Here is a 25,776-nt window from a genome sequence, read left to right as displayed (position 1 = left end):
GACGGCCACCCCAACGGCGCCGCCGCGGTCGCGGTCGCCGCTGGCCGCACGTCGACGGCGCGGCCGTTGTATCGACTTGCCGGTCACCCGGCGCGACAATGCCGCAGCCGCGCCGGGGGCGCACCGGCGACTTCCCGAACATCCCATTCCGAGGCCATCGTTCGCCATGATCCGTTCCGTCCGTTCGTCCGTCCTGCTGCAGGCCAGCCTGCTCACCCTCGCCCTCGCCGCGGTGGTGGCACCCGCCGCCAACGCCAAGAGCGCGCAGGACGAGCGCAAGGAGAAGGTCGCGCAGATCCCGACCTGCGCCAAGCCGCTGGGCACGATCTCGGTGCTCGAACCCGAAGACGCCACCGACTGGTGGAGCGGCCAGCAGCTGCCGGCGCCGTCGAAACTCATCAAGGTCTTCATCAGCAAGTCGCGCTGCTTCACCCTCGTCGACCGCGGTGCCGGCCTCGACGCCGCCCAGCGCGAGCGTGCCCTCGGCGCCAGCGGTGAACTGCGCGGCCGCTCCAACGTCGGCAAGGGCCAGATGAAGGCCGCCGACTACGTGATGGTCCCCGACCTGATCTCCGCCAACAGCAACGCCGGCGGCAACGCGATCGGCGGCCTGCTGGGCGGCCTCGTCGGCGGGCGCGCCGGCGCGGTGCTCGGCGGCGTGGACCTCAAGCGCAAGACCGCCGACGTGGTGCTGACCGTCACCGACGTGCGCTCGACCGAGCAGGTCGCGATGGCCGAAGGCAGCGCCAAGAAGACCGACCTCGGCTGGGGCGCCGGCGGCGGACTGTTCGGCTACAGCGGCTTCGGCGCCGCGGGCGCCAGCGGCTACGCCAACACCGAGATCGGCCAGGTCATCACCCTCGCCTACCTGCAGGCCTACACCGACATCGTCGCCCAGCTCGGCGGCCTGCCGGCCAACGCCTCGGCCGCCAACGCCCAGCAGGCGGTCACCGTGGCCAAGCCCGCTCGCCTGTTCACCACGCCCAAGGGCACCAAGGTCGTCCGCAGCCTCGACCCGGGCATGATGCTGTACCCCACCGGCAACAAGGAGGGGATGATGTGGGAAGTCGAGGACGAACTCGGCAACAAGGGCTGGGTCTCGTCGACGCTGATCGAGCTGTCGCGCTGATCGCGGCTTCACGCATCACGCAAGGAAAAGGGCGCTTCGGCGCCCTTTTTCGTTGCTCCGCGGAAGCACCGGCTCAGGGCGCCCGGGCATCGATCCGCCAGCAGGCCGCATCGAAGCGGACGACATCGCCCTGCACGAAGGGCGCGAACGCGGCCTCCACGACCGCTTCGACCTGCGCGCGCAACGCGTCGTCGGCGAGCGTGTCCAGACGCCGGGCGAGCGGCCCCATCCGCGCCAGGTACACCGGCAGGTCCGCGGCCGCGAACGTGCAGGCGACATCGACCGGCACGATCGCGATGTCCTGCCATCCGCCCGCCGCGAGCACCGCGCGGACCCGCGCCGGGTCCGCGAAAGCGAACTGCCCCGGTCCGTCCGGCCGGCGCAGGGCCGGCCCCGGCAGCAGCGGTGCCGCCGCGCGCTCGGCGGCCGTCATGAACGGATTGTCGGCGGCCTCGCGCCACGCCACGCAGCGCAGCGTCGCCCCGGGGCGCGCGGCCGAACGCAGGTGCACGAAGGCCTCGGTCGGATCGTCGAAGAACATCACGCCGAAGCGCGAGATGATCGCGTCGAACGCCCCTGGCGCGAACGGATGGCGTGCGGCATCGGCCTGCACGAAGGCGACCGGCACAGCCTCGGCCTCGGCGCGCGCCTGCGCCAGGGCGATCATCGGCGCGGACACGTCGACGCCGGTACAGCGGGCCCCGGCGCCCAGCGCCCGCGCCGCGGCGAGGGTGACCGCACCGGTGCCGCAGCCCACGTCGAGGACGCGCCCGCCGCCGGCGGCGACGCAGGCCTCGACCAGCATGGGCTCGAACGGCGCGAACATCCGGTCGAGGATCGCCTGGACCTCCACCCAGGCATGCCCGGCCGGGCCGTTCCAGAGGGCGGCCTGGTCTTCGGGACCCGGATCGATGCCGGGGGCGGGGGAGTCGTGCGTGGGGGCGTGCATGGCGATGTCCCTTGTCGGACGCTGGCGGAAACCGCACTCTGCCAATTCAAGTCGACTTGAGGTCAAGCCCATGCCGGACCTGGATATCGCAGAGGTCGCGCGGCGCTCCGGCCTGCCCGCTTCCACCCTGCGCTACTACGAAGAAAAGGGCCTGATCGCCTCCGTCGGGCGGCGTGGCCTGCGCCGCCTGTTCGATGCGGACGTGCTCGATCGCCTGGCGCTGATCGCACTCGGCCGCGTGGCCGGCTTCCCGCTGGACGAGATCGCGGCCATGTTCGGCGAGGACGGCAAGCCGCGGATCGATCGCGGCGCGCTGGAGGCGCGCGCGACGTCGCTGGACCACACCATCCGCCGGCTCGGCGCGCTGCGCGACGGGCTGCGGCATGCGGCCGTGTGTCCGGCACCGAGCCATCTGGAATGCCCGACGTTCCGCCGCCTGCTGCACGCCGCGGCAGAAGGGCGACTGGAAACCGTGGCACCGCCGGTGCCGCCCGCACGGACGCGCAGGCCGCGAACGCCGGCTACAGCCGCGTCTTCACCAGATCCAGCAGCGCATCCGCCAGCACCGTCTTCGGCCCGGGGCCAAGGGCGTGCGACGTCTCGGCGTCGATGACGGTGAGCGCGTTGTCGTCGCTCTCGAAGCCGCAGCCGGCGCGGCCGACCTGGTTGGCGGCGATCATGTCCAGCTGCTTGCGCACCAGCTTGTCGCGGGCGTAGTGCTCGACGTCGTTGGTCTCGGCGGCGAAGCCCACCACCACCCGCGGGCGCTGCGCGTGCAACGCCACTTCGGCCAGCACGTCGGGCGTGCGCACCAGTTCGACGGTCAGGCCGTCGCCCGATTGCGCGGTCTTCTTGATCTTCTGCGGCGACACCACGCGCGGCGTGTAGTCGGCGATCGCGGCCGCGCCGATGTAGACGTCGGCCGGCAATGCGCCCAGCACCGCGTCGCGCATCTGCGCGGCCGAGCGCACGTCGGTGCGGCGCACGCCCGCGGGCGTGCACAGCGTCACCGGCCCGGCCACCAGCGCCACCTCGGCGCCGCGGCGGGCGGCGGCGGCAGCGATCGCGAAGCCCATCTTGCCGCTGCTGCGGTTGCCGATGAACCGCACCGGGTCGAGGTCCTCGAACGTCGGCCCGGCGCTGACCAGCACGCGCACGCCGGCGAGGTCCTGCGCCACCGGCGCGGCATCGGCCTGCGCCAGCGCGGACACGATCTCCGGCGGCTCGCGCAGCCGGCCCGGGCCGAATTCGCCGCAGGCCTGGGCGCCGTCGTCGGGCCCGATCACCTGCACGCCGCGGCCACGCAGCGTCGCCACGTTGGCCTGCGTGGCCGGGTGCAGCCACATGCGGTTGTTCATCGCCGGCGCCACCGCGATCGGCGCGGTCGTCGCCAGGCACAGCGTGCTGACGAGGTCGTCGGCCAGACCATGGGCGAGCTTGGCGAGGATGTCGGCGGTCGCCGGCGCCACCACCACGCGATCGGCCCAGCGCGCCAGTTCGATGTGACCCATCGCGGCCTCGGCGGCCTCGTCCCAGAGCGTGCCGCGCACCGGCACCCCGGACACCGCCTGCAGGCTGGCGGCGCCGACGAAGCGCTGGGCGTTCGCGGTCATCGCGACCTGCACCTCGGCCCCGGCCTCGCGCAATCGCCGCACCAGTTCCACCGCCTTGTACGCGGCGATGCCGCCGCACACGCAGAGCAGGATGCGTCGACCGGTCAGCGCCATCGCGGGGTTTTCCTACGTCCGAACAGACCGACAGCTTACCCGATGCCGCGCCGGCGCCCGACGGTGCGGCATTGGCTGCGAGGCGACGCTGACCGCCCGTTCACCGGAACCGCCCCATGCACATCCGCGACTGGCCCGAGACCGAGCGTCCCCGCGAGAAACTCCTGCACCGCGGCGCCGCCGTGCTGTCCGACGCCGAACTGCTGGCGCTGTTCCTCGGCTCGGGCGGGCGCGGCAGCGACGCCGTGGCCGACGCCCGCACCCTGCTCAACGACCACGGCCCGCTGCGCCGGCTGCTGGAACGCTCGCCGCAGGAGTTGCTGAAACTGCCGGGGCTGGGTCCGGCCCGTGTCTGCGCGATGGTCGCCGCGCTGGAACTGGGCCACCGCCACCTCGCCGCCGGGCTGGAACGCGGCGATGCCCTCACCGACCCGCAGGCCGCCGGCCGCTACTTCGCCCAGCGCCTGCGCGGCCTGCCGCACGAGGTCTTCGCGGCGCTGTTCCTCGACACCCGGCACCGCGCCCTCGGCTTCGAGGAACTGTTCCGCGGCACCGTCGACGGCGCCGAGGTCCATCCGCGCGAAGTGGTCCGCCGCGCCCTCGCCCGCAACGCCGCGGCGGTGATCGTCGGCCACAACCACCCCAGCGGCAACGGCGAGCCCAGCGCCGCCGACCGCGCCATCACCCTGCGCCTGAAACAGGCCCTGGCGCTGGTCGAGATCCGCCTGCTCGACCACTTCATCATCGGCGACGGCACCCCGGTGTCACTGGCGGCGCGGGGGTGGGTGTGAGGGGCTGCTTTTCCGGGCCACTGGCCCTTCGTCCGCCGCCTGCCAAACCACGTCGTCTCCTGTCATCCCGAGCGCAGCGAGGGACCTGCTTTCCATGAAAGGGACAAGCGAAACCGAACGCTATTCCGTCTACATCCTCGCCAGCCGCGCCGGCGCGCTCTACATCGGCATCACCGGCGATCTGATGCGTCGGATCGCCGAGCACCGCGCGGGAACGGCATCCGCACACACCCGGCGCTACCGGATTCATCGTCTCGTCCATGTCGAGACGACCGACGACGTGCATGCCGCGATCGCGCGCGAGAAACAGCTCAAGGGATGGCGGCGCGAGAAGAAACTGGCGTTGATCCGGGAAAGCAACCCGGTCTGGGACGATCTGGCGGAGCCTTGGCCGGGGTCGTTGGGGCCGAGCTCGAAAGCAGGTCCCTCGCTGCGCTCGGGATGACAACGGATGGTCGCTCGGCCGCACCAGCAAACAGCGCGGAAAGCCTGTGAAGCCACGGTTCCGGCTGAAATTTCGAATGTCATCCCGAGCGCAACGAGGGACCTGCTGTCCATCGGATCGGACCGCGCATGCCGAGCCCGGCGCCCGACGGCAGGTCGCCCCGCCGGGGACGGGCTACAATGCCCGATCCCCGCATCACCGCCGTTTCCGGCCGAATCCCCAGTGAAATCCCAGCTTCGCGCCCTGATCGAACAGGGCATCGCCAATCTCCGCGCGCAGGGCACGCTGCCCGCCGATCTCGCCACCCCGGACTTCGTGGTCGAGCGCCCGAAGGACCGCAGCCACGGCGACTTCGCCACCAACGTCGCGATGACGCTCGCCAAGCCCGCGCGCAGCAATCCGCGCGCGGTGGCGCAGGCGCTGATCGACGCCCTGCCCGCGAACGACGACATCGCCGCGGTGGAGATCGCCGGACCGGGCTTCCTGAACTTCCGGTTGTCGCCGGCCGCGTGGCAGCGCCAGCTGCGCGCGGTGCATGCGAACGGCGTCGACTACGGCCACAACGCCTCCGGCGGCGGCCGCACCGCGGGCGTGGAATACGTGTCCGCCAATCCGACCGGCCCGCTGCACGTCGGCCACGGCCGCGCGGCGGCGATCGGCGACTGCATCGCGCGCGTGCTCGACGCCAACGGCTGGAACGTGCGCCGCGAGTTCTACTACAACGACGCCGGCGTGCAGATCGAGAACCTCGCGAAGTCGACGCAGGCGCGCGCGCGCGGCCTCAAGCCCGGCGCCGACGGCTGGTCCGACGACTTCTACCAGGGCGACTACATCGCCGACGTGGCGAAGGCCTATCTCGACGGTGCGTCCGTCGAGGTCGACGGCCACGTCATCACCGGCGCGTGCGATGCCGAGGACTACGACGCCATCCGCCGATTCGCCGTCGCCTACCTGCGCCGCGAGCAGAACCTCGACCTCGCCGCGTTCGGCGTGAAGTTCGACGTGTACTACCTCGAATCGTCGCTGTACGCCGACGGCAAGGTGGAAGAGACCGTGCGCGAGCTGATCGCGCATGGCCACACCTATGAAGAAGGCGGCGCGCTGTGGTTGCGCACCACCGATTTCGGCGACGACAAGGACCGCGTGATGCGCAAGTCCGACGGCACGTACACCTATTTCGTGCCGGACGTGGCCTACCACCTGACGAAGTGGCAGCGCGGCTACGAGCGCGCGATCACCGAACTCGGCGCCGACCACCACGGCTCGCTGGCCCGCGTGAAGGCGGGCCTGCAGGCGCTGGACTGCGGCATTCCCGCCGGCTACCCCGACTACGTGCTGCACCAGATGGTCACGGTGATGCGCGGCGGCGAGGAGGTGAAGATCTCCAAGCGCGCCGGCAGCTACGTGACGCTGCGCGACCTGATCGACGAGACCGGCGCCGACGCCGTGCGCTGGTTCCTGATCGCGCGCAAGCCGGATTCGCAGTTGGTGTTCGACATCGACCTCGCGCGTTCGCAGACGCTCGACAATCCGGTGTACTACGTGCAGTTGTCGCACGCCCGCATCTGCGGCCTGCTGCGCCAGCTGGACGAACGCGACCTGGCGTTCGACCTCGACGCCGGCCTCGCCCAGCCGGTCGATCTCGCCGACGCGCCGCTGCGCGACCTGCTGATCGACCTCGCCCGCTTCCCGGAAATCGTGGAAGTCGCCGGCCGCGAGTTGGAGCCGCACCAGATCGCGGGCTACCTGGTCGAGCTGGCGCAGGCGTTCCAGTCGTACTACAACGACCACCAGTTCCTGGTCGACGAGGCCGACGTGCGCAACGCCCGCCTCGCACTGGCGCTGGCGGTGCGGCAGGTGCTGGCGAATGGCCTCGGTCTGCTGGGCGTGCACGCCCCGGAGAAGATGTGATGGCGGCCAGGCGCGGCAAGTCGCAGGCGAAGCGCAACAACGGCGGTGGTGGCGGTGGCGGCGGCATGCCTGGCTGGGCGTGGCTGGTCATCGGCCTCGCGCTGGGCGTGGGCGTGATCCTGTTGAAGCCCGACCTGTTCAAGGGCGGCGCGGAGGGCTTCTTCCGCGCCACGCCGAAGACCGACGCGCCCGAGGCCGTCGCGACGAAGGACGATGACGCGCCGATTGTTCCGGAAACGGCCACCCCGAAACCGCCGCCGGCCGACGATGCGCCGAAGGACCAGGACTACGACTTCTACACGCTGCTGCCCGGCAACGAGACGCCGCTGAGCGACCGCGAGCTGGCCGAACGCGCCCGCGCCGAGGCCGCGAACCGCCCGCAGACGCCTCCGCCGCCGAAGCCCGCAACCGATCCGGGCACCGCCCCCGATGCGGCCGATCCCGCCACGCCGCCGCCGGCGATCGACACCCCAACCACCAACCCGGTGGCGCAGACGCCGGCGAAGCCGCCGAAGCCCGCCGCGGGCACCGCGCCGGCCGCCATCGACGCCCCCGCCGACAGCCCGCGCAACGACGCCCGCTACCTGCTGCAGGCCGGCGCCTTCGCGGCCTCGGGTGACGCCGAGGCGCTGAAGGCGAAGATCGCCTTCCTCGGCCTGAGCGCCCGGGTCGAATCCGGCGAGGCGCAGGGCAAAACGGTCTACCGCGTGCGCATGGGGCCGTACGGCACCGCCACCGAACTGACCGAAGCCAAGCGCAAGCTGTCCGCCGGCGGCCTGCCAGCGATGGCGATCAAGGTGAAGTGACGGGCCCGCGGCCTGCCTTCCGGAGCCGGCCATGACCCCGTCCACGCTGTTCTACGTCCTCGCCGCCCTCTGGCCCGCCAGCGAAGCCTGGATCGGCGCCCGCCACCGCGCCGGCGGCAGCGACGCCACCCGCGATCGCGGCACCCTGCACCTGCTGCTGGTCGTCATCTACGCCAGCGTCGCGCTGGCGGTGTGGCTGTCGATACGCGGTGTCTGGCCGTTCCCGCCGGCGCTGCGCGCGCCGCTGTTCTTCGGCGGCTGCGCGGCGATGGCGCTGGGCATCGCGCTGCGGCTGTGGTCGGTGCGCACGCTGGCCCGCTTCTTCACCATCCAGGTCGCGATCCGCGACGGCCACCGGCTGATCCGCACCGGCCCGTACCGCCTGCTGCGGCATCCGTCGTACACCGGCTCGCTGATGACCTTCCTCGGCTTCGGCTGCGCGCTGGGCAGCGGCGCCGCACTGCTGGCGGCCGGCGTGCCGGTGACGCTGGCGTTCCTGCGCCGCATCCGCGTGGAAGAGCGCGTGCTGGCCGACGCCTTCCCCGCCGACTATCCCGACTACGCCCGCGCGACGTGGCGGCTGCTGCCCTTCGTCTGGTGACCGGCGCCGCATCGTCAACGCATACAATTCCGGCATGAACACCATCCTCATCACCGGCGCCACGTCCGGATTCGGCCGCGCGGCCGTCGAACGCTTCCACGGCGCCGGCTGGCGCGTGATCGCCACCGGCCGCCGCGCCGAACGCCTCGATGCCCTCGCCGACGCGCTCGGCCGCGAACGCCTGCACGTCGCTGCGTTCGACATCCGCGACGAGGCCGCGATGCGCGCCGCGCTCGATGCGCTGCCCGGCGACTTCCGCGGCATCGATGTGCTGGTGAACAACGCCGGCCTCGCGCTGGGCACCGCGCCGGCGCAGCGCGCGGACCTCGCGCAGTGGAAGCAGATGATCGACACCAACGTCACCGCGCTGGCGACGCTGACCCACGCGCTGCTGCCGACGCTGATCGAACGCAAGGGCGCGATCCTCAACGTCAGCTCGGTCGCGGCGACATATCCGTACCCCGGCGGCAATGTCTACGGGGGCACCAAGGCCTTCGTGTCGCAGTTCTCGCTGGGCCTGCGCAGCGACCTGCACGGCACCGGCGTGCGCGTGACCAGCATCGAGCCGGGCATGGCCGAAACCGAATTCACCCTCGTCCGCACCCGCGGCGACCAGGCCGCGTCGGACACCCTGTACAAAGGCGCCGACCCGATCCTGCCCGGCGATATCGCCGAGACCCTGTTCTGGATCGCCACCCTGCCCCCGCACCTCAACATCAACCGCATCGAAGTGATGCCGGTGCGGCAGTCGTTCGCGGGGTTCCAGGTGGCGCGGGAAGGCTGAGCGTCGCGATGCCCATCGAATACATCGTAAAGCGAGGACAGCATGCCGGCGTGACACTGACGCCGCATCGACATCGCGATGGATGCTATGTAGTAAGCAAAAGTCGATTCCAGCGCGACTATGTCCGAGTGCATACGCTTGAGGAAGTGTCTGCATACGTGGCACAAGGCTACTCCGTACGGATGAGCGCAGCCGCACACGGGACATCCACAAGCCTCGTTGCTCCGCCCAGCCTGATCATCCGTTGACCCGCGGTTCCTGCGTCGCAGGCACATCCCACTCAGGATCGGGCTGTTGTGCGGCGTAGCGCAGCATTGCGGCGGCAAACAGCGGGGTGATGGTTCGCTGGTCGAGGCGGCGCTGTATGTACTCGCCCAAACCGTGTCGACGCCTGACCTCTGCGCTAACGCTGAGCAGAACGTCATCGCTTTGCGGACGGCCGGACTACCCGCGTCTCGCCGGCGAGGCATTCGGCGATCACGCGGTCGACCCATGGCCTGTCGACGAGGTAGGTGCTGCCGTGGATGTCCTCGGGCGTCGGCACGACGTCGGTGTCGAGGTCGATGCGCGCCTTGGTGCGATACCAGCCGAGCCGGAGATCGTCGATCTGCAGGTCCGCGTCGGTGCACGTCGCCGGCCAGTCGATCAGCAGGATGGCGCGCTGCTGCGGCCAGTAGACGCGCAGGAAGGCTCCACCGTCGTGCTCTTCCACCGGCCCGAGGTGCAGGCGCTGCGGCACCCGAGGATGGACGTCATCGACGATCGCGCGCAGCAGCGCATCGACGCAGCGGAAGCCGGCACGCTGGCTCGGCAGGCTCGCTTCGGTGCGGTTGCCTGCCTTCGCCACGCACAGACCGGCGCACGTCGTGAGCGTGAGCGTGAAGATGGCAGCGATATGGATCGAGCGTGTCACGCGCTGCCTCCCGGAATCGTCGCGGATGATGTCATGCCTGGCGACGAGATCGCCGAAGGACGCCGCAGCACGCGATCACGCAACCGCAACGCCGGCCGTTCCACCGCGTAGTGCAGCACCGCGGCGGCGAGCAACGAGGCGACGCCATAGGCCAGGAATGCGACGACGCCCCGACCTTCCAGCGCTTCGCCCCATTGCCACTCGACGAGGCCGTACACCGGCTTGTGGATGAGGTACAGGCTGTAGGACACGGCCGCGAGCCAACCGGCGCCGGGCACCGCACGACGGCCGATCCAGCTGCCCGGCTGCGCGGCGACGAACACCAGCAGCGCCAGCGCGGCGGACAGCACCGGCCAGCCGACGCTGTTGCCGAGCAATCCGGTGCGTTCGCGGAACAGCCAGAAGGCCAGCGCGAGCGTCGCCAGTCCGGCGAGAAAGACAAGGTTCCCGTGTGTCGCCATGCGCGCCCATTGCGCGGGCCGCCACGTCTTCCACACCGCCAAGGCGACGCCGGCGAGCAGGCCGTCGAGGCGGTTCCACGTCGGGTAGTAAATGTCCTCGACGAACCAGTTGCGATCGCCGCCGAGTGCGCTGTCGTGCAGCCAGATCGCCGTGCGCAGCGCGATGCCACCCAGCACCAGCGCCGTGAAGAACGCGACGAGCGCTTTGCGCGAGCCGCGTCGCGCGAACGCGACCGCCAGCAGCGGGAACAGCAGGTAGAAGTGCTCCTCCACGCACAGCGACCACGCGTGCGAGAACGCGGCGTTGGCGGTGTAGTCGATCGACAGGTTCACGAAGAAGCCGGCGAACTTCCACCACGGTTCCATACCCGGCGCTTCGCGGAAGTCGGGCCACAGCAGGTACAGCGCCAGCACCGCCCAGTAGGCCGGCAGGATGCGGAACGCGCGCCGCAGCCAGAAGTCGCGGAACGACAGCCCTTCGCCGCGCGCCAGCGGCGCCAGCACCTGCTGGCCGATCAGGAAGCCGCTGAGCACGAAGAACAGGTCGACGCCCATCCAGCCGTAGCGCGACAGCCACGACCAGTGCTCGCCGAGGTCGCCGACGAGGAACGAGTGGAACAGCATCGTCCAGACCACGGCGATGGCGCGGAGCAGGTCCAGGCCCGGCAGGCGCATGCGGAGCGTTCCTCGTGCGGACGCACCCGCCGCGGACTCGCGACGCACCGATGCGCGTGACGCGCCAGTCTACGGCGGCGCCACGCGACCGGACGCCACGTGACATGCGTTACGACAGCGGTTCGTCGCTCAGGTACGTGTACGCGGTGAGGCCGTTCTCCAGCGCCTCGTTGAGCCGCGCGGCCTCGCTCTTGCTCAGGTCGACGGCGCCGACCTTGGCCCGGTAGATACGGCGCAGGTCGTCGACCTTGTAGCCGACGTAGTCCAGCATCACGTCGACGGTGTCGCCGCGGCGCTGCTGGGCGATGCGGAAACCGTCGCCGTCGACCTTCACCTCGATCGCGTCGGTGTCGCCGAACAGGTTGTGGATGTCGCCGAGGATTTCCTGGTACGCCCCGACGAGGAAGAAGCCGATGCGGTAGCGCTCGCCGGGACGCGGCGCGTGCAGCGGCAGCGAGCTGTCCAGGTCCTCGTTCTCGACGTAGGTGTCGATCTTGCCGTCGGAATCGCAGGTCAGATCGGCGATCACGCCGCGACGCTCGGGCCGCTCGTCGAGGCGCTCGATCGGCATGATCGGGAACACCTGGTCGATCGCCCACACGTCGGGCATGGACTCGAACAGGCTGAAGTTGACGAAGTACTTGTCGACGAGGCGTTCGTTGAGCTCGTCGAGCAGGTCGCGGTGGCTCTTCTCGTCGTAGGTCAGGCGCGCGCGCACCGCGTGGGCGATGGCGTAGAACAGGTCGTCCAGCCGCGCGCGGGCGACGAGGTCGATCTGGCCCAGCGCGTACAGCGACAGGCCCTCGCTGTGGTGGTGCTGCGCCTCGTGGAAGAGTTCGACGGCCGGGCGACGATCGAGTTCGTCGTGGATCTCGCGCAAGTGGCGGATCACCGCGGCCTCGTCGTCGTGCGCCGGCGGCACGCGGCCTTCGGGCGCGCGCTCCACTTCGGACACGTTGGTGACCAGCACCGCGTGGTGCGCGGTCATCGCGCGGCCGCATTCGGTGACGATGCGCGGCGGCGCGATCGCGTGCGCCTCGCAGGCCTCGGCCAGCGGCTGCACGATGCTGGACGCGTACTGGGCGACGCCGTAGTTCACCGAGCAGTAGCTGCGCGAACGCGTGCCTTCGTAGTCGATGCCGAGACCGCCGCCGACGTCGACGTGGCTGATCATCGCGCCGAGCTTCGACAGCTCGACGAAGTAGCGCACCGCCTCGCGCATGCCGTTGGCGATGTCGCGGACGTTGCTGATCTGCGAACCCATGTGGAAATGCAGCAGGCCGAGGCAGTCGCTCATCCCGCTGTCGCGCAGGCTCTTCCACAGGTCCAGCACCTGCCGCGGCGAGAGCCCGAACTTGGCCTTGTCGCCGCCGCTGTTCTGCCACTTGCCGGCGCCCAGCGACGCCAGGCGCATGCGCACGCCGAGGCCCGGCTTCACGCCCAGCGCCTTCGCCTCTTCCATCACGAGGGGCAGTTCGGACGGCTTCTCGACCACGATGAAGGTCTGCAGGCCCAGCTTGCGGCCGATCAGCGCCAGCCGGATGTACTCGCGGTCCTTGTAGCCGTTGCAGACGATCAGCCCGCCCGGCCGCGACAGCGCCAGCACCGCCATCAGCTCGGGCTTGCTGCCGGCCTCCAGACCGAAGCCCTCGCCCGCATGCGACGCCAGCGTGCCGGCGACGCCGGCGTGCTGGTTGACCTTGATCGGATACACCGCGGTGTAGCCGCCGGCGTAGTCCCACTCCTGCTGCGCCTGCGCGAACGCGGCCTGCAGCCGGCCCAGGCGGTCGCCGAGGATCTGCGGGAACCGCACCAGCAACGGCAGCTTGGCGCCCGCGGCCTGCGCGGCGTCGACCACCTCGGCCAACGCCACGGTGCCGCCCGCGGCGCCCTGGGAGCGCACGACGATGCGGCCGGCGGCGTCGACGTCGAAATACCCTTCGGCCCAGTGCGGGATCGAATAGGTCTTGCGGGCGTGGTCGATCGACCAGGCGGTCATGGGCAGCGGTCCGGTACGGCGGGGGGACGCGCATTGTAGGGCGGGCCCCGGCCCGCCGGGGGCGGCGTTCAGCAAACCCACCCCGGCCCCGCCGACCCGCTCCGGTACAATGCCGCCCCCGTCGACAACCCCGGACCCGCCGCGATGACCGAGACTGCCTGGCACTACGAGCACTTCGAGCCCACCGGCTCGGCCATCGGCTACCGCATCACGCGCAAGCTGGACGAAGTGCAGTCGCCGTTCCAGAAGATCGAGATCTACGAGAGCACCGACTGGGGCAACCTGATGCTCATCGACGGCGCGATGATGCTCACCACGCGCGACAACTTCCTTTACCACGAGATGATGTCGCACCCGGCGCTGTTCACCCATGCGGCGCCGAAGAACGTGGTGATCATCGGCGGCGGCGACTGCGGCACGCTGCGCGAGGTGCTGAAGCACCCGGGCGTGACGGAAGCCGTGCAGTGCGACATCGACGAGCAGGTCACGCGGATGGCCGAGAAGTGGTTCCCGGAGCTGTGCGATTCCAACGCCGATCCGCGCGCTTCGCTGCTGTTCGACGACGGCATCGCCTACATGGCGAACCGCGCGCCGGGCAGCGTCGACGTGATCATCGTCGATTCCACCGATCCGGTCGGCCCGGCGGAGGGCCTGTTCAACAAGGCCTTCTACGAGAGCTGCTTCCGCGCGCTGAAGGACGACGGCATCCTGGTGCAGCAGTCGGAATCGCCGCTGGTGCAGCTCGACCTGATCCGCGAGATGCGCGGCGAGATGGGCAAGGCCGGCTTCCGCACGTTCGCGACCCTGCCGTTCCCGCAGCCGTGCTACCCGACCGGCTGGTGGAGCTGCACGCTGGCGCGCAAGGGCGCCGGCTTCGATTTCCGCGCCGAAGACGCCGACGCCCGCGGCTTCGCGACGAAGTACTACAGCGCCGGCATCCACCACGGCGCGCTGTCGACGCCGCCGTTCGTCGCCGCCGCGCTGGACGCGTAAGTTCCCCCGACCCGCCCGCAGGACTCCACCATGCCCGACGCCGCGACCGCCGCCCCGCAGACCGCCGCCGGGCGGGCGCCGCTGCCGCCGGGCTTCCTGCTGCGCCATGGCGCGATCCCGCTGGCGGCTTTCGCGATCGCGGTCGCCGTCATCCACTGGCTCGACATCGACTGGCGGCTGGCGACGCACCTCTACGCGCTGGAAGGCGGCGAATGGGCGCTGCGCAAGGCGTTCGTCACCGAGAACCTGATCCACAAGGTCGGCCACGACCTCAGCATCGCCGCGTGGCTGGGCGTGCTGATCGCCTGGGGGCTGAGTTTCCGCCGCCCCCGCCTGCGCCCGTGGCGCCGGCCGCTGGGCTACCTGCTGCTGGCGGTGCTGGCCGCCACCCTGTCGGTGTCGGCGCTCAAGGCGAAGTCGAACATGGACTGCCCGTGGGACGTGCGCGGCCTGGGCGGCGAGCGACCGCACCTGACGCTCTACGACGCCCGCCCCCACGACCTGCCGCGCGGGCGCTGCTTCCCGGCCGGCCACGCCAGCGGCGGCTACGCGTGGATGGCGCTGTACTTCGCATTCCTGATGATCCGCCCGCGCTGGCGCTGGCGCGGACTGGCGGCCGGGCTGGGCGTCGGCCTGACCTTCGGCATCGCCCAGCAGCTGCGCGGCGCGCATTTCCTGTCGCACGACCTGTGGACGGCGACGATCTGCTGGACCGTCGCCCTGCTGGTCTACCTGTGGCTGCGTCCGAAGACGGCGCCCGCCCCGGCCTGACCCCCATGCCGCCGACGGCCGGGCACGTTGTACCATCGGCGGGACGCCGCCCTCCGTCGCCACCGTGGCCGCACCCGCAGGACGCCTCAATCTCGATCGTCTCAACCTCGCGCTGATCCTCGCGTCGGCGCTGCTGGCGGTGCGCTGGCCGTTCGAGACCCTGCTGCTGGCGTACGCCGTGCTCGGGCCGCTGCACTACCTCACCGAAATCTCCTGGCTGCACGACCGCCGCTACTTCCTGCCGCGGAAGCACGACGTGTGGCCGCTGCTGCTGGGCGGCACGGCGCTGATCCTTGCCGTCGCCACGGTCGCCGCCGCGCGCAAGACCCCGCTGCGGCTGGCGATCGAGCACGGCGCGCTGTTCGCGCTGTTCGGGTTCGCGCTGGTGATGGTGCTCACCCCGCGCTGGCGCATGCGCCTGCTCGCGCTGCTGGTGCTGGTGCCGGCCTGCGCCCTGCTGGCGCGCGTGGACGGGTTCGCGACCTCGCTGGCCGGCTATCTGCCGACCGTCATTCACGTCTACGTCTTCACCGGCCTGTTCATGCTGGTCGGCACGCTGCGCCGGCCCAGCCGCGACAGCCGCGCCGCGATGGGCGCCTACGTGCTGTGCCCGCTGCTGTGCTGGTGGGCGCCACTGGCATGGAGTGCGCCGGCATCGACGTGGGCCGGGAACGCCTTCACCGGCACGCTGTCGAGCATCAGCCGCCTGATCCTCGGCGACGCCGGGCATGCGCTCGAAGGCACCGCGCTGCTGACCGACCCGACCGCCATCCTCGTCGCCCGCGTGCTGGCGCTGGCCTATCTCTACCACTACCTCAACTGGTTCTCGAAGGTCGAAGTCATCGGCTGGGCGCGGATGTCGCCGCTGCGCGGCGCACTCATCGGCGCGGCGTGGATCGGCGCCAGCGCGCTGTACTTCCGCGACTACCTGCTCGGCTTCACCGTGCTGCTGTTGCTGAGCTTCCTGCACGTCGTGCTGGAGTTCCCGCTGAACCACCGGTCGTTCCGCGAACTCGGCGAACGCCTCGCCGGCAACGCGACCGCACGCGGCGCCGGCTGACGACATCCGCAATCGCCGGGACGGGGTCGCGTCGCGTTCGCGCGACCGCAGCGGACACCGCGAGGGCCATCCGCCGATTTGCATCGCGGCGCGTGCCGCGTCGTGCGCATTGCGCGAAAAACCCCGGAAAACATGGCGCAAACGCCGACCGATGAACGCGCGGTGATCGAATCCGGCAGCAACGCGCCGAATAACATCGTGCTGACATCCACTCGCCAATAGTCCTCGCACCGGACGCGACGCGACCGGGCGATCCGAATCCCTCCCCCGCTTCGGATCGCATCCCCCAGAGCACGAGGAACATGCACATGAAAGACGCGATCAAGAAGGACCACAGCATCGGTGAAGGCGCCGGCGCCGCCACCGGTACCCTCGCGGGCGCCGCCATCGGATCCGCGGCCGGTCCGGTCGGAACCCTCGTCGGCGCGGCCGTAGGTGCCGTGGCGGGCGCGAAGCTCGGCGGCAGCGTCGCCGAAGCGGTGAACCCCACCGAATACACCGACCACTTCCGCACCCGCTACGAAAGCGCGCCCTACTACCGCAGCGGCCGCAACTGGTCGGACTATTCGCCGGCCTACCAGTACGGCTACGACCAGTACCCGTCCCACGCCGGCCGCAAGTTCGACGAAGTGGAGAACGACCTCGCCCGCGGCTGGGACAAGACCAAGGCGGAATCCCGCCTGGCCTGGGACGAAGCGCGCGACGCCGTCCGCGACAGCTGGCACTACATCGAGCGCAAGATGCCGGGCGACGCCGACCGCGACGGTCGCTGATCGACAGGGTTTTCCCTTTCGATGATCCATGCGAAGGCACCCGCTCCGGCGGGTGCCTTCCTGCATTCAGAGCGCGTCCGCGTCCATCTCGCCGGTGCGGATGCGCACCGCGCGTTCCAGGTCCCACACGAAGATCTTGCCGTCGCCGATCTTGCCGGTGCCCGCGGCCTGCAGGATCGCTTCCACCACCGCGTCGACGCGGTCGTCGGTGACCGCGACCTCCAGCTTGATCTTCGGCAGGAAGTCGACCACGTACTCGGCGCCGCGGTACAGCTCGGTGTGGCCCTTCTGGCGGCCGAAGCCCTTGACCTCGGTCGCGGTGATGCCGGCGACGCCGGCCTCGGCCAGGGCTTCGCGGACGTCGTCGAGTTTGAACGGCTTGATGATGGCCATCACCATCTTCATGGCGGAGCTCCTGCGGGCGTCGGGCTGCGGATCGGAGGTCGGGTGACCGCCGCCGAGGATACCCGCGGCGTCGGGCTTTTCCGACCCCTCGGCGCGGCGGAGTCCGATGGCGGTGCCGCAGCGCGGACGGGATGCTGGCACCCACGCTACAATCCACGGGACATGCCCATGATCGACCTCCGCCAGATCGACGACCTCGCCCGCCGCCTCGGCTCGCTGGTGCCCCCGGCCCTGCGCGAGGGTCGCGAGGAGATGCAGGAGAACTTCAAGGCCGCGCTGCAGGCGGGGCTGGCGAAGCTCGACCTCGTCACCCGCGAGGAATTCGACGTGCAGCGCGCGGTGCTCGCCCGCACCCGCGGCCAGCTCGACGAACTGCGCACCCTGGTCGACCGGCTCGAAGCCGAACTCGCCGCCCGCGACGCCCAGCCGCCCCGCGACTGAGGGCCGCCGCCATGACCCTTGCGCTCGTGCACACCCGTGCACGCGCCGGCGTGCGCGCGCCGGCCGTGAACGTCGAAGTCTTCCTCGCCGGCGGGCTGCCGCGCATGTCCATCGTCGGCCTGCCCGAGGCCGCGGTCCGCGAGGCCAAGGACCGCGTCCGCGCCGCCATCCAGTGCGCGCAGTACGACTTCCCCGCCCGCGTCATCACCGTCAACCTCGCGCCGGCCGACCTGCCCAAGGACGGCGGCCGCTTCGACCTGCCGATCGCGCTGGGCATCCTCGCCGCCGGCGGCCAGATCCCGCTGGAATCACTGCGCGACTGCGAGTTCCTCGGCGAACTCGGCCTGACCGGCGAACTGCGGCCGGTCGACGGCGTGCTGCCGGCGGCGCTCGCCGCCGCGGCCGCCGGCCGCAAGCTGATCGTCCCGGCCGGCAACGGCGCCGAAGCCGCGCTCGCGGCCGGGGTTGAAGCCTTCACCGCGCGCACGCTGCTGGAGGTCTGCGGCCATCTCTGCGGCCATCGCGCATTGCCGACGGCGGTCGCGCCCGAAAGCCGCTCCGACCACGGCCCGGACCTGCGCGACGTCCGCGGCCAGACCCGCGCCCGGCGGGCGCTGGAGATCGCCGCGGCCGGCGGCCACCACCTGCTGCTGGTCGGCCCGCCCGGCTGCGGCAAGACCCTGCTGGCCTCGCGCCTGCCCGGCCTGCTGCCCGACGCCTCCGATGCCGACGCGCTAGAAACCGCCGCCATCGCCTCGATCAGCGGTCGCGGCCTCGACCCGACCCGCTGGCGCATGCGCCCGTTCCGGTCGCCGCATCACACTGCCAGCGCAGTCGCGCTGGTCGGCGGCGGCACGGAACCGCGCCCGGGCGAGATCTCGCTCGCGCACAACGGCGTGCTGTTCCTCGACGAACTGCCGGAGTGGGATCGCCGCGCCCTGGAAGTGCTGCGCGAACCGCTGGAATCCGGCGTCGTCACGATTTCGCGCGCGGCGCGGCAGAGCGAATTCCCCGCGCGGTTCCAGTTGGTCGCCGCGATGAATCCGTGCCCCTGCGGCTGGGCCGGCGATCCGTCGGGTCGCTGCCACTGCCATCCCGACGCGATCCTGCGCTATCGCAGCAAGATCTCCGGGCCGCTGCTCGAACGCATCGACCTGCATCTCGAAGTCCCGCGCCTGCCGCCCGCCGAACTGCGCCCCGACGCGCCACCGGGCGAATCCAGCGACGTCGTCCGTGCGCGCGTGATGCGCGCCCGCGACGCTCAACTGCGACGCGCCGGCCGCACCAACGCACACCTCGACCAGTCGCAGACGCATGCGGTCTGCCGGCTCGCGCCCGACGACCAGGCGATGCTCGAAAACGCGATCGACCTGTTGCAGCTTTCGGCGCGTTCGATGCACCGCATCCTGCGCGTCGCCCGCACCATCGCCGATCTTGCGGGCAGTGCCGACATCCTTGGGCCGCACGTGGCGGAAGCGATCGGGTATCGGCGCGGGGAGCGGGCAGCGACATCACAAACACCGTGACGTCGTAGGGTGGGCTTCAGCCCACCATCGCAACGCATCCGCCGCGGCGGACAACGAACGAAACAAAACGCATGGCTTCGACCACCGTTGCAGTGGATCAAGCTTCATTGCGGTGGACTGAAGCCCACCCTACGGCCCTACTTGCAGAGCATGCAAGATGTCAATAAGAAAGTGGCGATATCAGAAGCTTGGCCTAGTGACTTGATCATTTTCAAACACACGCGAATTTCGCGGCTCGGTTGTGTCTATTTCAAGACGCTCTGCGAACAGACGAAGGTAGTCAATTCGTTCAACATCCTCATCGCGCTTCTTAGCGATCCGCTTTGCGGCACCGCCAGGAGAGCCGATAGCAATAATCTTAGCGCGCGGGTGCAACTGCATGAAGAGATCGCACTCCTCTTCAACCCCGTTCATGCCGCCAATAAAGACACCCGCCTCAAACTCCCCTTCCATCATGCTTTTCCGCATAGATAGAAGGCTTCTCTCTCGATCATTTTGGACTGCATCGACATAACGAACATTTGCGAAGCGTTCGTTCTCTTGAGGGAAATAGTCCTGAAAAAGTTTGCTCTGGAAGAGAAACACGGATTGCGCATACTGAACACCCAGGTCTTCGCACACGCTCCACACCATAGGTGTGATAGCCGGATGCCCGCCCCACACAATCGGACGCCTTCCTAGTGCAACGACAAGGAGTTCCCTTACCGCGAACTGTATGAGGAAAGGATCAGCATCCTCATAGTAGGTATCACGGCCCGCAACAGGAATGCTTGCTGATAGAAAAATGGCGCTCATGGCGTCTCCCACCCTGCGAATGTCCAGCCCGCTTCACTCGCTTTAACCCATCTTGCCGATGGAACATGCTCCTCCAGCCAACGAAGATGCTTTTGCCAATTAGGGCGAATTCCCAAATGATCGTATACGACCGCCGCATGGTCTCCCTGAGCTCTATCGAGCGCCTCCTGGGCTGTTAGAGAAGTTGGCACACCTATTCTGGGCTGCACTGCAATCTTTCGCCCTGTAGCCAGCGTTACATGAAGCGTTCGATTCGCACTGATACGAAGAAGCTTGCCTCCAATTTTGGTAACAGCATCTTGGACAGAAGTGATTAATGATATGTGCCTTACCGCTTGGCTTGTAATCCTCACCTTCTCAATCTGGTGGCAAATTCTCTCCACTGCCGATGCGGCCAAAGTGCCGTCCGCGTTGATTTCTGAACGTATCAACTCCACACGGCTAGCTGTTCCGGTATGGATCGAGGGCGTGGAATCGGGCCAATCGACACTGAGTATGCCAACCCCCTTTGAGAGAGCTCTGCCCCACTCGGCCATTGTCCAGCGACTTTCAAAGTATCCCGGCGTCTGCAACAGAACGAGAACGTCCGAATCACATAGCTGATGCCACAGCTCATCCTGGAACTCTTCCGCGACGTTCACGCTATGCGTATCGAGGAATACGTCAAAACGCCTTGCAGATATTTCACCGAATAGCTGGACTGCGGCTGGCGTTGACTCTGTTCTTTTGTAGCTTAAAAAAACCCTGCGCGTCCGCGACATGAGTCCCAAGCTACTCAATATGGCTGGCACGAGTTGCGCACTCGCTTTGTCGTAAAGCAGGCAGTTGATCGTTTTCAGCGAATCGGGTATTTCCGCCCCTACATGCTTCTCGCTTGATGCAACGGGCAAAATTGGAATTCTGGAAGTGTCGAAATGTGCCTGAAGGTCAGTCGCCACTACACTGGGGCCTCCAAAGAAGACGACTACCGCGGCCGACCTATCCTCCGGCTCAAATTTGCCCGGCTTTACCTGAAGGAGAAGATCCGTTCCGTATGTAAGCTGAAAGTCGTTAGCTGCCGCCTTCAATCCGGCCGTCAACAGGTCTACTTGCTCTTCAGTCGGGTCTCCGAGTATCGCTATCTCGTAGAGGGCCATATCACAACCTCACTAGGTAAGTAATTCGACAAGCCATTAGAGCGGGCGCAGCTTGTCTGTCGACAAGATCCACCGATCAAACCCCGCGTAGTCGCCTGCATTACGGTGCAAATAGAGAGTTCCGGCCGAAGACACGGTACGCCCCGATACATCGACATACGGATACAAGCCTAGATACTCAACCCCGACGAAGCTGGTCTGATTTTCGCTGCTGGCAATCGGCAAGATCGCCACGTTAGAATTGAAGCCGTCGAAATATCCAATTTCCCACGGCATCCAGCGCGAAGTGGTTGCATTTTCTGAATGCGCATAGAAAAGAGATTTACACTGACGCATCCGCATGCGAAGTTTTTCGGCAGTCTTCGCCGTTACGTTGCTGCGATCCAACAGAGGATCATCGATCCAATCAACGTAGACTGTTTTCCCTATTGATTCGAGAACAGACTTGACACCTAAAACCAAGTCGCTATCTAGCTTCGAGTGTGACAAGAAAATGTCAAAGCTGCTTCGCGTCGTGTTCCGCGCTTCGCGCAAGATTGTACTTGCACTTTCCATCGAAGCAGTAACCCTTGTGCGAGCGGCTTGCCTTACCGTTGCCTCAGAAAGTAATGCCATAGCGATTCCATCCAATTAATTTCTTTGCCATGTGGCATTCAGAGTGTAGACCAGCCAACACCAAATCGACTTTTTTCTTTACTCGAACAGCTTTTTCAGGTTTTCCCAATTCCACGCATAGAGTCGGCCCGCATCAGGAACTGCCGTGTAGTCACCGTCTCTATATCCAATGACCTGAACAATCTTGATATTTTCTTCGCGCGCCATAGCCACTTCCTTCAAGACACCGGATGCTTTGTGCGTTTTTGGCCCAACCATCACGACAACAATGTCGGAGTTCTTGATGGCAACTCTAGCCTTGTCCTCCCACGTCTTCATGGGGGCGGCTTCTTTCAGAGAAGTATCGATCACATCAAAAGGTGAGTCTTTTAACTTGGACTGACCGATGATGAAGTCCTTCAGGGCTTTGTCGTTATCGAAGTCAAAGCTAACGAATACACGCTTCTTAGCCATTGCTGCTTGTCCTTTAGTAGTAACCAGCGGTTGTAGGCCGTGGACGGTACCGGGCTCGAAGCACACGCCCCCCCGACTGCCTAGATGTTAAGTGACAGCCGCCCATATGCGCATTCGTTACGGTCCTCCAATCGGCTCATCCCGTCATATCTGACAGGGTCCCGTTCTGGTCCTGCGTAGCCGCTCCGCTCCGTCAGAAAACCCCTACCCCCGCTCCCGGCTTTCCCTGATAGGCCACAGCATGCGCCGGAGGCATGCTCTCTCCACCCCGGCAGCACGGCCGAAGCGTCCACGAGGACGCCGCTCCGCACCACTCATCGGCCGTGACCTTGAGCAAGTTGCGAAGCCGTGCCGGGGGACTCTAAGAACCCCTCCACCGCCCTTCTGTGGGCCTCCCGCGCGATCGTAGCCCCGAGCTCCCACCCGGCCCACGTGCCGGGCTCGATCAGGAGGGAGCGGGCCGCCTCCCGCTGAGATAGACCGAGCTCACGCCTCCTAGCGACCAGCCGACCGGCGAGTGTCCCCTTATCGACTGGCTCCGGGTCATAGCCGAGGAATCCGACAAGGACCGGGACGAACCGAATCTCTGGCTTCCTCTGCCCCGTTTCCCAATTGTGAACCGTCCAGGCGTTCACGCCGAGAAGCACTGCTGCTTTCTCTTGGGTGATAGCTAGCATGAATCGGCGACGGCGGATGTGCTCGCCCAAGCACTGCGGCTCGAAGTCCCATGCTTTCTGAATCAGTGACTTACGCCGAATCTGCACGTATGGCAAAAAGGCAACGCCTCTCTGCCCGTGCGGCTGGGCCGGCGATCCCTCGGGCCGCTGCCGCTGCCATCCCGACGCGATCCTGCGTTACCGCGGCCGCATCTCCGGGCCACTGCTCGAACGCATCGACCTGCATCTCGAAGTCCCGAGGCTGCCGCCAGCAGAACTGCGGCCCGATGCGCCGCCGGGCGAATCCAGCGACACCGTCCGCGCCCGCGTGGTGCGTGCCCGCGACGCGCAGCTGCGGCGCGCCGGCCGCACCAACGCGCACCTCGACCAGTCGCAGACGAACGCGGTGTGCCGCCTCGCGCCCGACGACCAGGCGATGCTCGAAAACGCGATCGACCTGCTGCAACTCTCCGCACGTTCGATGCACCGCATCCTGCGCGTCGCGCGGACCATCGCCGATCTTGCGGGCAGTGCCGACATCCTCGGCCCGCATGTGGCGGAGGCGATCGGGTATCGGCGCGGGGAGCGGGCCGCAACGAAGTGAAGGCCGTCGGCCTGCCTGCGATCCGAGAGCACCGTGCCTCGCACGAGGCGATGTCCGCTTTTGCATGGGCGATTCCGTCCGGAAGGAGCCTGACCCGCGCCCGCTGGCGCCGGTCGGCGACCTTTCCTTTCCGACGAACGGAGTTCGCGATCATGATCCTCACCAACCACTTCTCGCTGCCGGTGTTCTGGCGTGCCTTCCAGACCGGCGACACCGTGTACCTCGTCGGCCTGCGCGACGGCTGGGTCGCACCCGGCGGCACGACGCAGTACGACCACACGTCGGGCCAGTTCCAGGCGGAGTTCAAGAGCGGCGCGCCGGGCCATCCCTTCCTTCGCCACGCCGGCGAGAACTACCGCAACGACGACGAACTCGTCGTCACCCCTGAAGGCCAGGTCCTGCGCATCGAGCAGACCGTGCGCATCGATCGCGACCCGGGCGAACGCCGCGAAATCATCGGCAACGTGTCGGACTTCTTCGACCGGCTGGCCTTCGACGGCGACGCCACCGACGAGATCACGACCACCCTCAGCAATGTGGTCACGGTCAGCGGCAGCGTGACCACCAAGACGACGTCGAGCAGCAGCAGCGAGACCGCCACGGGCGCCGGTGCGGAAGTCACCGGGAACAAGAAAGACGCCTTCAAGGGCATCGACATCGGCGTGAAGTTCACCGGCAACGTCTCCGGCAAGGTCGCCCAAGGCACCACCCAGGAGTTGGCCACGAGCCAGGGCATCACCGGCGTCCAGACGACCAGCTTCAACCGCAAGATGTCGCTGCTGATCCGCGGCCACACGGTGACCGCCATCCACTGGGTGTGGGAACGCTTCTACGTCACCGGCCGCACGCTGGCCGGCGGCCAGGTGTTTCCCTGGGAGGTGACGACGCGGATCGAATCGTCGTACCGCGTCGAGCAGTACGCCAGCATCGCGGCGATGCCGCCCGATGTCTTCGAGGCCTATCGCGAGAAATTTCCCGCCAGCGGAGTCGCGCTGCTGCGGCCGGGGACACCGTTCCTGGTGGACGGCAACGGATGGATCGGCCTGCTGCGGCTGGACCAGATCCAGGGCAACGGCGCACTGCAGGGCACCGTCTACGGGCAGCCGCTGGCCGGCACGTGGACGCAGGCGGACGGAAACCTGTCGTTCGTCCGCACGATCCACGCCGACTACCGCCAGCACTGGCGCGCGCAGGTGCGCACCGACAGCGACATCCAGGGGATGTTCTCCGAGGAAATCCAGGGGCAGCGCCGGCCCGATGCCTTTCCCTGGCGCATGGCCGCGCGGCTGCGGGTGAACGGCAACGGCCATGCCGGGGTGCTCGAAATCCACGACATGACCGACGACGGCCATTTCACCGGTCGCCTCTACGACGACAACGTGACGGGACGCTGGGACCAGGCGTCGGGGCAGATCGTGTTCACTCGCGCGCCCGGCCATCCGGCCTACTCGCAGGAATGGAAGGGACAGCGGGTCGGGGAACTCACGTTCGCCGGGACCTTCCAGGAGCGGATCGGCACGGTCCTCGATCCGCGTGAGTACGGCTGGACCGCCCAGCCCTGAGACGGTGCGGGGTCGCTGCAAGGTCGCCCGATGTCCGGTTCCGGACGCATTCCGAGTCCGGCACGGAGCAGGCGCACCGGCCGAACCGCTCCGGACCTGCAGGCGTGGTGCCCGTCGCCGCACGCGGTTGCGGGCACCCGCTTCCCGACAAAGGGTGCGAGCATCGCTTCCGGACAATCGGGGAAAGGCAGCGGCAGGGACAGCGAAGAACGGAGCAACGATGGACGAGATCGAACTTCAACTGTCGCGCGCCGTGGCCGGCGAGGCCGGCGCGCAGGACCAGCTCTTTGCAGGCTGCTACGACGAACTCCGGTCGCTGGCCCGCTCGCGGCTGCGGCGACTGTCGCGGGCGGGGGATCTCGACACCCTGTCGCTCGTGCACGAGACCTACCTGCGCCTGTTGCCCGCGCCGAAATTGCGCGCCCTGCATCGCCGCGGCTTCTTCCTGTATGCGTCGCGCGTGATGCGCTCGGTGATCCTCGACACGCTGCGCGAGATGGCCGCGCAAAGGCGCGGCGGCGACCTGGAACGCGTGACGATGACCACACGCCTCGGCGGCGGACCGATCGAGGCGACGCCCGAGCAGGTGTTCGACATCGACGCGGCCCTGCAGGCGCTGGCGCGCGAGGAACCGCGCCTTGCCCTGGTGGCCGAGATGCGGTTCTTCGCGGGCCATACCGAAGTGGAAGTCGCCGAGGCCCTCGGCGTCACCGAGCGCACGGTCCGCCGCGACTGGAAGAAAGCCAGTCTGTTGCTGCGCACCCTGTTGGACCCCTGACCTCGACGGAGATCCGA

General features: G+C 68.2%; 27 protein-coding genes and 1 pseudogene. 17 read left to right on the top strand and 11 right to left on the bottom strand.

Translation table 11 applies throughout. From position 1 onward, the window contains the following. Positions 1-166: 166 nt before the first annotated feature. Positions 167-1,129 carry a CsgG/HfaB family protein gene (locus ACT53Q_RS15430; protein WP_476187536.1) on the top strand — a complete coding sequence of 321 codons (963 nt, stop codon included), beginning with the start codon at positions 167-169 and terminating at the stop codon, positions 1,127-1,129. 73 nt (positions 1,130-1,202) lie between these two features. Here the strand turns inward: ACT53Q_RS15430 and ACT53Q_RS15425 are convergent, their stop codons facing one another. After that, complete coding sequence (locus ACT53Q_RS15425) at positions 1,203-2,078, bottom strand: class I SAM-dependent methyltransferase (RefSeq protein ID WP_476187535.1); 876 nt, start codon at positions 2,076-2,078, stop codon at positions 1,203-1,205. A 70-nt stretch (positions 2,079-2,148) separates the two neighbouring features. Between ACT53Q_RS15425 and ACT53Q_RS15420 the strand changes: the two genes are divergently transcribed. After that, positions 2,149-2,691: a helix-turn-helix domain-containing protein gene (locus ACT53Q_RS15420; RefSeq protein WP_476187534.1), complete on the top strand. Its 543-nt coding sequence runs from the start codon at positions 2,149-2,151 to the stop codon at positions 2,689-2,691. On the opposite strand, the gene coaBC is transcribed toward ACT53Q_RS15420, so the two are convergent. Then, positions 2,600-3,805, bottom strand: coding sequence for a bifunctional phosphopantothenoylcysteine decarboxylase/phosphopantothenate--cysteine ligase CoaBC (gene coaBC / locus ACT53Q_RS15415; protein WP_476187533.1), 1,206 nt, complete (start codon positions 3,803-3,805; stop codon positions 2,600-2,602). The two genes, ACT53Q_RS15420 and coaBC, sit on opposite strands and share 92 nt — an antisense overlap. Before the next feature lie 116 nt (positions 3,806-3,921). On the opposite strand from coaBC, the gene radC reads away from it, so the two are divergent. From radC to ACT53Q_RS15385, 6 genes are all read left to right on the top strand, one after another. After that, positions 3,922-4,596, top strand: a complete 675-nt coding sequence (gene radC, locus ACT53Q_RS15410; protein ID WP_476187532.1) for a RadC family protein — start codon at positions 3,922-3,924, stop codon at positions 4,594-4,596. A 94-nt stretch (positions 4,597-4,690) separates the two neighbouring features. Continuing rightward, a complete protein-coding gene (locus tag ACT53Q_RS15405) occupies positions 4,691-5,041 on the top strand; it encodes a GIY-YIG nuclease family protein (protein WP_476187531.1) in 351 nt (116 codons plus the stop codon). 222 nt (positions 5,042-5,263) lie between these two features. Continuing rightward, entirely contained in the window at positions 5,264-6,952 is a 1,689-nt protein-coding gene (argS, locus tag ACT53Q_RS15400; RefSeq protein WP_476187530.1) for an arginine--tRNA ligase, read from the top strand. After that, the gene (locus ACT53Q_RS15395) at positions 6,952-7,758 is read left to right on the top strand and encodes an SPOR domain-containing protein (protein ID WP_476187529.1); all 807 of its coding nucleotides are present in this window, start codon (positions 6,952-6,954) and stop codon (positions 7,756-7,758) included. The genes argS and ACT53Q_RS15395 overlap by 1 nt, the downstream gene beginning before the upstream one ends. Before the next feature lie 31 nt (positions 7,759-7,789). Beyond that, on the top strand, positions 7,790-8,359 hold the full coding sequence (locus ACT53Q_RS15390; protein ID WP_476187528.1) for a methyltransferase family protein: 570 nt from the start codon (positions 7,790-7,792) through the stop codon (positions 8,357-8,359). A gap of 34 nt (positions 8,360-8,393) precedes the next feature. After that, on the top strand, positions 8,394-9,143 hold the full coding sequence (locus tag ACT53Q_RS15385; protein WP_476187527.1) for an SDR family NAD(P)-dependent oxidoreductase: 750 nt from the start codon (positions 8,394-8,396) through the stop codon (positions 9,141-9,143). 421 nt (positions 9,144-9,564) lie between these two features. Here the strand turns inward: ACT53Q_RS15385 and ACT53Q_RS15380 are convergent, their stop codons facing one another. The 3 genes from ACT53Q_RS15380 to speA form a co-directional block, all read right to left on the bottom strand. Further along, entirely contained in the window at positions 9,565-10,056 is a 492-nt protein-coding gene (locus ACT53Q_RS15380; RefSeq protein ID WP_476187526.1) for a hypothetical protein, read from the bottom strand. Next, on the bottom strand, positions 10,053-11,192 hold the full coding sequence (locus ACT53Q_RS15375) for an acyltransferase family protein (protein ID WP_476187525.1): 1,140 nt from the start codon (positions 11,190-11,192) through the stop codon (positions 10,053-10,055). Before ACT53Q_RS15375 ends, ACT53Q_RS15380 begins: the two co-directional genes overlap by 4 nt. 109 nt (positions 11,193-11,301) lie before the next feature. Then, positions 11,302-13,191: an arginine decarboxylase gene (speA, locus tag ACT53Q_RS15370; protein ID WP_476187524.1), complete on the bottom strand. Its 1,890-nt coding sequence runs from the start codon at positions 13,189-13,191 to the stop codon at positions 11,302-11,304. 144 nt (positions 13,192-13,335) lie between these two features. Here speA and speE point away from each other — a divergent pair, with 144 nt between their 5' ends. The 4 genes from speE to ACT53Q_RS15350 all read left to right on the top strand — a co-directional run bounded on the left by speE (position 13,336) and on the right by ACT53Q_RS15350 (position 16,788). Then, positions 13,336-14,184 (top strand): polyamine aminopropyltransferase, encoded by an 849-nt coding sequence (gene speE, locus ACT53Q_RS15365; protein ID WP_476187523.1) that lies wholly within the window; start codon positions 13,336-13,338, stop codon positions 14,182-14,184. 30 nt (positions 14,185-14,214) lie between these two features. After that, positions 14,215-14,955, top strand: a complete 741-nt coding sequence (locus ACT53Q_RS15360) for a phosphatase PAP2 family protein (RefSeq protein WP_476187522.1) — start codon at positions 14,215-14,217, stop codon at positions 14,953-14,955. 64 nt (positions 14,956-15,019) lie between these two features. Beyond that, complete coding sequence (locus ACT53Q_RS15355; protein WP_476187521.1) at positions 15,020-16,015, top strand: hypothetical protein; 996 nt, start codon at positions 15,020-15,022, stop codon at positions 16,013-16,015. A gap of 308 nt (positions 16,016-16,323) precedes the next feature. Then, positions 16,324-16,788, top strand: coding sequence for a hypothetical protein (locus tag ACT53Q_RS15350; protein ID WP_476187520.1), 465 nt, complete (start codon positions 16,324-16,326; stop codon positions 16,786-16,788). Between the two features lie 66 nt (positions 16,789-16,854). On the opposite strand, the gene ACT53Q_RS15345 is transcribed toward ACT53Q_RS15350, so the two are convergent. After that, complete coding sequence (locus ACT53Q_RS15345; RefSeq protein WP_476172715.1) at positions 16,855-17,193, bottom strand: P-II family nitrogen regulator; 339 nt, start codon at positions 17,191-17,193, stop codon at positions 16,855-16,857. A 168-nt stretch (positions 17,194-17,361) separates the two neighbouring features. Here ACT53Q_RS15345 and ubiK point away from each other — a divergent pair, with 168 nt between their 5' ends. Both ubiK and ACT53Q_RS15335 read left to right on the top strand, forming a co-directional pair. Continuing rightward, complete coding sequence (ubiK, locus tag ACT53Q_RS15340) at positions 17,362-17,634, top strand: ubiquinone biosynthesis accessory factor UbiK (protein WP_476187519.1); 273 nt, start codon at positions 17,362-17,364, stop codon at positions 17,632-17,634. Between the two features lie 11 nt (positions 17,635-17,645). Next, entirely contained in the window at positions 17,646-19,160 is a 1,515-nt protein-coding gene (locus ACT53Q_RS15335) for a YifB family Mg chelatase-like AAA ATPase (protein WP_476187518.1), read from the top strand. A gap of 180 nt (positions 19,161-19,340) precedes the next feature. On the opposite strand, the gene ACT53Q_RS15330 is transcribed toward ACT53Q_RS15335, so the two are convergent. From ACT53Q_RS15330 to ACT53Q_RS15310, 5 genes are all read right to left on the bottom strand, one after another. Beyond that, positions 19,341-19,955: an SLOG domain-containing protein gene (locus ACT53Q_RS15330; protein ID WP_476187517.1), complete on the bottom strand. Its 615-nt coding sequence runs from the start codon at positions 19,953-19,955 to the stop codon at positions 19,341-19,343. Continuing rightward, positions 19,952-21,091 (bottom strand): toll/interleukin-1 receptor domain-containing protein, encoded by a 1,140-nt coding sequence (locus tag ACT53Q_RS15325; protein WP_476187516.1) that lies wholly within the window; start codon positions 21,089-21,091, stop codon positions 19,952-19,954. Before ACT53Q_RS15325 ends, ACT53Q_RS15330 begins: the two co-directional genes overlap by 4 nt. A 36-nt stretch (positions 21,092-21,127) precedes the next feature. Continuing rightward, positions 21,128-21,706: a hypothetical protein gene (locus ACT53Q_RS15320; RefSeq protein ID WP_476187515.1), complete on the bottom strand. Its 579-nt coding sequence runs from the start codon at positions 21,704-21,706 to the stop codon at positions 21,128-21,130. Positions 21,707-21,784: 78 nt separating this feature from the next. After that, positions 21,785-22,159 (bottom strand): TIR domain-containing protein, encoded by a 375-nt coding sequence (locus tag ACT53Q_RS15315; protein WP_476187514.1) that lies wholly within the window; start codon positions 22,157-22,159, stop codon positions 21,785-21,787. 314 nt (positions 22,160-22,473) lie between these two features. Next, on the bottom strand, positions 22,474-22,923 hold the full coding sequence (locus ACT53Q_RS15310) for a helix-turn-helix transcriptional regulator (protein ID WP_476187553.1): 450 nt from the start codon (positions 22,921-22,923) through the stop codon (positions 22,474-22,476). 25 nt (positions 22,924-22,948) lie between these two features. Between ACT53Q_RS15310 and ACT53Q_RS15305 the strand changes: the two are divergent. The 3 genes and pseudogenes from ACT53Q_RS15305 to ACT53Q_RS15295 form a co-directional block, all read left to right on the top strand. Continuing rightward, positions 22,949-23,419 (top strand): annotated as a pseudogene (locus ACT53Q_RS15305) (magnesium chelatase subunit ChlI family protein); the annotation flags it as partial. 152 nt (positions 23,420-23,571) lie between these two features. Continuing rightward, positions 23,572-24,981, top strand: coding sequence for a hypothetical protein (locus tag ACT53Q_RS15300; protein WP_476187513.1), 1,410 nt, complete (start codon positions 23,572-23,574; stop codon positions 24,979-24,981). A 220-nt stretch (positions 24,982-25,201) separates the two neighbouring features. Further along, on the top strand, positions 25,202-25,759 hold the full coding sequence (locus ACT53Q_RS15295; protein ID WP_476187512.1) for an ECF-type sigma factor: 558 nt from the start codon (positions 25,202-25,204) through the stop codon (positions 25,757-25,759). Positions 25,760-25,776: the final 17 nt, after the last annotated feature.

This window comes from Lysobacter sp. DMC97 (assembly GCF_056313745.1).
The sequence above is the reverse complement of the archived record's forward strand: the minus strand, read 5'-3'. Positions and strand labels throughout refer to the sequence as shown.

Bases quoted from the DNA above. Each gene is read 5' to 3' on its own strand.
- ACT53Q_RS15430 (WP_476187536.1), top strand. From the start codon at position 167: ATGATCCGTTCCGTCCGTTCGTCCGTCCTGCTGCAGGCCAGCCTGCTC.
- ACT53Q_RS15425 (WP_476187535.1), bottom strand. From the start codon at position 2,078: ATGCACGCCCCCACGCACGACTCCCCCGCCCCCGGCATCGATCCGGGT.
- ACT53Q_RS15420 (WP_476187534.1), top strand. From the start codon at position 2,149: ATGCCGGACCTGGATATCGCAGAGGTCGCGCGGCGCTCCGGCCTGCCC.
- coaBC (WP_476187533.1), bottom strand. From the start codon at position 3,805: ATGGCGCTGACCGGTCGACGCATCCTGCTCTGCGTGTGCGGCGGCATC.
- radC (WP_476187532.1), top strand. From the start codon at position 3,922: ATGCACATCCGCGACTGGCCCGAGACCGAGCGTCCCCGCGAGAAACTC.
- ACT53Q_RS15405 (WP_476187531.1), top strand. From the start codon at position 4,691: ATGAAAGGGACAAGCGAAACCGAACGCTATTCCGTCTACATCCTCGCC.
- ACT53Q_RS15395 (WP_476187529.1), top strand. From the start codon at position 6,952: ATGGCGGCCAGGCGCGGCAAGTCGCAGGCGAAGCGCAACAACGGCGGT.
- ACT53Q_RS15390 (WP_476187528.1), top strand. From the start codon at position 7,790: ATGACCCCGTCCACGCTGTTCTACGTCCTCGCCGCCCTCTGGCCCGCC.
- ACT53Q_RS15385 (WP_476187527.1), top strand. From the start codon at position 8,394: ATGAACACCATCCTCATCACCGGCGCCACGTCCGGATTCGGCCGCGCG.
- ACT53Q_RS15375 (WP_476187525.1), bottom strand. From the start codon at position 11,192: ATGCGCCTGCCGGGCCTGGACCTGCTCCGCGCCATCGCCGTGGTCTGG.
- speA (WP_476187524.1), bottom strand. From the start codon at position 13,191: ATGACCGCCTGGTCGATCGACCACGCCCGCAAGACCTATTCGATCCCG.
- speE (WP_476187523.1), top strand. From the start codon at position 13,336: ATGACCGAGACTGCCTGGCACTACGAGCACTTCGAGCCCACCGGCTCG.
- ACT53Q_RS15360 (WP_476187522.1), top strand. From the start codon at position 14,215: ATGCCCGACGCCGCGACCGCCGCCCCGCAGACCGCCGCCGGGCGGGCG.
- ACT53Q_RS15350 (WP_476187520.1), top strand. From the start codon at position 16,324: ATGAAAGACGCGATCAAGAAGGACCACAGCATCGGTGAAGGCGCCGGC.
- ACT53Q_RS15345 (WP_476172715.1), bottom strand. From the start codon at position 17,193: ATGAAGATGGTGATGGCCATCATCAAGCCGTTCAAACTCGACGACGTC.
- ubiK (WP_476187519.1), top strand. From the start codon at position 17,362: ATGATCGACCTCCGCCAGATCGACGACCTCGCCCGCCGCCTCGGCTCG.
- ACT53Q_RS15335 (WP_476187518.1), top strand. From the start codon at position 17,646: ATGACCCTTGCGCTCGTGCACACCCGTGCACGCGCCGGCGTGCGCGCG.
- ACT53Q_RS15330 (WP_476187517.1), bottom strand. From the start codon at position 19,955: ATGAGCGCCATTTTTCTATCAGCAAGCATTCCTGTTGCGGGCCGTGAT.
- ACT53Q_RS15325 (WP_476187516.1), bottom strand. From the start codon at position 21,091: ATGGCCCTCTACGAGATAGCGATACTCGGAGACCCGACTGAAGAGCAA.
- ACT53Q_RS15320 (WP_476187515.1), bottom strand. From the start codon at position 21,706: ATGGCATTACTTTCTGAGGCAACGGTAAGGCAAGCCGCTCGCACAAGG.
- ACT53Q_RS15315 (WP_476187514.1), bottom strand. From the start codon at position 22,159: ATGGCTAAGAAGCGTGTATTCGTTAGCTTTGACTTCGATAACGACAAA.
- ACT53Q_RS15300 (WP_476187513.1), top strand. From the start codon at position 23,572: ATGATCCTCACCAACCACTTCTCGCTGCCGGTGTTCTGGCGTGCCTTC.
- ACT53Q_RS15295 (WP_476187512.1), top strand. From the start codon at position 25,202: ATGGACGAGATCGAACTTCAACTGTCGCGCGCCGTGGCCGGCGAGGCC.